The 4,384-nt window shown below is 23.5% G+C and carries 5 protein-coding genes; all 5 read left to right on the forward strand.

Going from position 1 to position 4,384, the window contains the following annotated elements; genetic code table 11:
* Window positions 1-148 precede the first annotated feature (148 nt).
* Window positions 149-1,543 (forward strand): dynamin family protein, encoded by a 1,395-nt coding sequence (locus EZH24_RS07655; protein ID WP_161976119.1) that lies wholly within the window; start codon window positions 149-151, stop codon window positions 1,541-1,543.
* 28 nt (window positions 1,544-1,571) lie between these two features.
* Entirely contained in the window at window positions 1,572-2,330 is a 759-nt protein-coding gene (locus EZH24_RS07660; protein WP_137998528.1) for a hypothetical protein, read from the forward strand.
* The gene (locus tag EZH24_RS07665) at window positions 2,323-2,967 is read left to right on the forward strand and encodes a hypothetical protein (RefSeq protein ID WP_137998529.1); all 645 of its coding nucleotides are present in this window, start codon (window positions 2,323-2,325) and stop codon (window positions 2,965-2,967) included. Before EZH24_RS07660 ends, EZH24_RS07665 begins: the two co-directional genes overlap by 8 nt.
* Window positions 2,968-3,002: 35 nt before the next feature.
* Window positions 3,003-3,887: a hypothetical protein gene (locus EZH24_RS07670; protein WP_137998530.1), complete on the forward strand. Its 885-nt coding sequence runs from the start codon at window positions 3,003-3,005 to the stop codon at window positions 3,885-3,887.
* A gap of 28 nt (window positions 3,888-3,915) precedes the next feature.
* On the forward strand, window positions 3,916-4,384 hold a 469-nt coding region (locus tag EZH24_RS07675), incomplete at its 3' end, for a hypothetical protein (RefSeq protein ID WP_201798577.1).

Below are 4,384 nucleotides of genomic sequence, written 5' to 3' on the forward strand. Positions count from 1 at the left end.
AATGCGGAAGCAAGGATACTAAATCTATAGATCATATTATAAAAAAATAAGATATAAAATAAAATATATAATATAAACTTGTTTTTTATATATAATTATGTTATACTATAATAAGTATAGTAAATTAATTTTTATATTGGAGAATTCTATGACATTAGATACTTTAAATAAAGAAGTTGAGAGACAAAAAAGAAAAATAGCTGATATAGAAGAAGCTATCAATAAAGTAGAAAAAGAATTAGGAGAAGATTTATCTGCTGAGAAAAGAGATATTAAAGATCAAAAGGAATTTCTTGAAGATCCTGGTTTGCAAATTGCTATTGTTGGTACTATAAAGGCTGGAAAATCTACTTTTATTAATGCTCTTTTTGAAGATTATATAGCTTCTACTGAAGTTACTCCTGAAACTGCTTCTTTAACTAAATTCAAATACAGTGATCAAAATAGATTAATTGTAAAATTTTACAATAGAGAAGAATGGAATAAATTATGGAAAAGTGTTGAAGAATCTGAAAATAGAAGTAAAAATAGAATTTTCAGAGAAGAATACGATAGCCTCCATTCAAATGAAATAGAAAGCAGCTATATAGGACGAAGCGATGAGATAATAAATGTTTCTGATATAAATGAATTAAAAGAAAAAGTAAAAAAATATACCTCTAAGCAAAGCAGAGAACATTATTTTGTAAAAGAATTAATAGTAGAATTGAATAATCCAAGAGTTCCTAAAAATGTTACTATAGTAGATACTCCCGGACTCAATGATGTCGTAGAATATCGTTCTAATATTACAAAAGATTATATAAAAAGAGCAAATGTTGTAATAGTATGTGTAAACTCTACTAATTCTCTTACTAATGAAGATTATCTAACTCTTACAAAAGTTTTTGAAAATGCAGGTGATGATTTATATAAAATTATAATACTTGGCACAAAAATTGATATGCTTAATAAAACTCAGGAAGATTGGAAAAAACTGCATGATAATTGGAAAAACTATTTAAAAGACTACTACAAAGATGAAAGTCTGCTTAATAAAAATATAATAGGCATATCTTCTTTTATACACTCTAATTTATTAGATATGAAGAAAAGTTCTAATTATGATAATGAAGAGGCTTTATTTGCTATACTAAAGCTTGCTAAAAATTACGGAATAAATGTAAGTATGATGAATCCTAATTCTATTTTAGAAAATGCTGATAAAATCAAAGAATATACAAATATAGATAAAGTTCATTCTTTAATGACTATAGATATACTTTCAAAGGGTATAGAAATAGCAATGAGTGATTTAGAGAGAAGATATAATAGTATGATTACAAATATCAATAATAAAGCTCAGGAATTGAATTTAGCTAATGAAGAGAGCAGAAAAACTCTTGATATGGATGTTGAAGAGAAAGAGGCATTTAAACTTGCTAAAAATGAAGAAATAAAATTGATAGAAAAAACTATGGACAGCTTAACTAAAGCATTTGAAGATATAAAAAGTAAATGGCTTGAACAAAATGAAAAATTAAAAAGAGCCATAAGAAGTTAATAATTATTAAAAATAAAGGAGATATAATATGGGATTTTTTAGTGATTTATGGGATTTTGCTTGTGATTGTGTAGGAGGCGTTGTAGAGGCTGTATCTGATATAAAAGATGCAGTAGTTGATTTCTTTTCAGGAACTAAAACTAAAACTATAGATACTTCTACACATGTAGTAAAAAATATGCCTGAGGAAATATATGATCAAAGAACTGCAACTATTAATCAGACTATGGAGATGAATAAATTTCTTGATGAAACAAGAGATAAATATAGAAAAATACTTCATGACAAAGAAGAAGCTACTATTAAGTATGCCAGAGATATTTTTGATAAAATATTGAAAGAAGTAGACAAAAAAATTATAAAATCTAATGACAATAAAAGTATAAATATTAATGATATAGATATAAAATTTAACCAATCCATATATGATTTTAGAAATACTTTTTCAAGTACAATATTGGATAAAATAACTTTATCTAATGGCAAATGCGAAGATATTTTAAAAATAGAAGATACTAGTACAAAAAGAAAAAAAATGGAGAATTATTTAAATGGTTTGATAGATGATGCTTTGGATAATTTCTGTAAAGGCATAGATGATATAACAAAAAATACTATATCTGCTATAGAAGATAATATAAACAGAGTTTTATCAAATCATAAAGAAAGTATAAAAAATATAGAAAAAGAGTTAAATGAAAATATGAAATTGAAAGATGATGAGATAGAAAAAAAACGAAAAGAATATGATAGAAGAGAAAAGATTATTAAATCTCTAATTGCTTGATTTTATTATGTGGTATTCATTTGGAAATAAAAAAACTGCTGCTAAAAATAAAATAAAAAAAGAAAAACCATTTAAAATTCCTAAAACTTTGAGTAATTTTATTGAAAGCAGCAGAAAAAATAGTTTAAAACAGTTAAACAAAATAGAAGCAAAAATTATAAAAAATATCAATAAAGATTTAGATACTTTTTTAAAAAAAATAAAAAAGTATAATGATATAATTGATATTTCAGATATAGAAAAATCGTATAATAAAATAATACATGATTTTAGAATAACTTTTTCTAATGAAATATTAAAACATATAGATATATCTGATACTAAATGCCTTAATATTTTGAAATTCAAAAGAAGCAAAACTAGAAGAGATAAAATGAAAACATATGTTAATACTCTTACTGATGATGCTTTAAAAAAACTTTGTCAAAACATAGATGAAATAACAGATATTACTTTAAAAAAAATCAAAAAAGACATAAGTAAAAGTAAGACAAATTATAGAAAAGAATTAAAAAATATAAATCAGGAACTAGATACAGAAATGGAATCTAGGAAAAAAAATATAGCTAAAAAGAGAAGAGTTTATAACAAGAAAAAGAAATCTATAGATAATCTTTTAGAGACAATAATTATTTAATTATTTATAAAATTATATAAATTAGGAGAAACAAAATGTTTGGATTATTAATAGGATTAGGAACTGCTATATTTAGTGCTGCTTCAAGTGCAGCTGCAACTGCAGGAAGTGTTTTAGCCAGTGCAGGTACAGCAATATCAACTGCTGCAACTACAGTAGGAAAATATGTAGGCAGTATAGCATCTAAAGCGTTAAAAGTTATACCTCCGGAACCAAAGATTCCTTATCCTCAAAGAGTTGATAAAGTAATAAAATTTATAAAAAATGCTGCTAAAAAACTTTCTGATCAGTCTAATAAAGATATAGAAAGTATGCCTGCCTATGATCCACATGATGCTACTATGTCAGAGCTTCGTAATTTACAAATCATGCTTAATAATATTAAAAAAGCAGATTTAAGAGATAAAACTTCAGTAATTGAAGAGATTTTTATTTCAAATGTTAAAGAATCTTTTGATAATATAGAAAAATTTATAAAAGACGATATATGTTCACATGGAATAAATATAGATATAGATTCTTTAAGATTTAATTTTGATAAATTTATAGATAATTTTAGCAATTCTTTTTCATTAAATGTTGACAGCAGATTATCTTTGTCTGATTATAAATGTATATCAATATTAGGCATGAATAATCCAAGTGAACGTTCTTCAAGTATGAATAGATATATAGATGAAGTTATAAATGAATATTTGGATAAGTATTATAGAGATTTGGATTTTATAACAGAGAGTACAATAGATTTTATATATAGAAATATAGAAAGAGTTAGAAATGATAATTTAGATTCTATAAATTCAATAAAAAAAGAATTAGATGATAATATGAATTTAGATTATAGTGAAATAGAAAATAAAAGAAAATATTATGACAATAGAGATAAAATTATTAATAATCTTTTTAATACATTGAAATAAATTTAAAATATGAAATAGGGAATAATAAATGGAAGATAAACTATTGCAAAAAATCGAAGACCTACTTAATAATATGAAAAAATTTCAAAGTAAATTATCGTATATAGATTCTGTAAGAGATGATTCTGATAAGATAAGAGAAATGAAAGATATTGTTATTAATAAAGCAGGAGATTTTTGGGATACTTTTAATAAACATTCAGAATCTACTAAAGATAATTTCAATAAAAATAATTTAAAATTTAATGATATAGAAAAAAATATACTTGATCTAAAAAATGATTTTAATAATTTATTAAACGCTAAAATAGAAGAACTTAATAATAATATCAATACAAAAGCAGAAGAAGCTAACAGAAAAACTGATACTGTTAATAATTCCTTAAAAGAAGAATTAAATATTTTTAGGGATAATCTTTCTAATTCAGATAATTTATTAAACGCTAAAATAGAAGAACTTAATAATAATATTAATACAAAAGCAGAAGAAGCTAACA

Source organism: Brachyspira catarrhinii (genome assembly GCF_005518285.1).
In the GTDB taxonomy this organism is placed as follows: domain Bacteria; phylum Spirochaetota; class Brachyspiria; order Brachyspirales; family Brachyspiraceae; genus Brachyspira; species Brachyspira catarrhinii.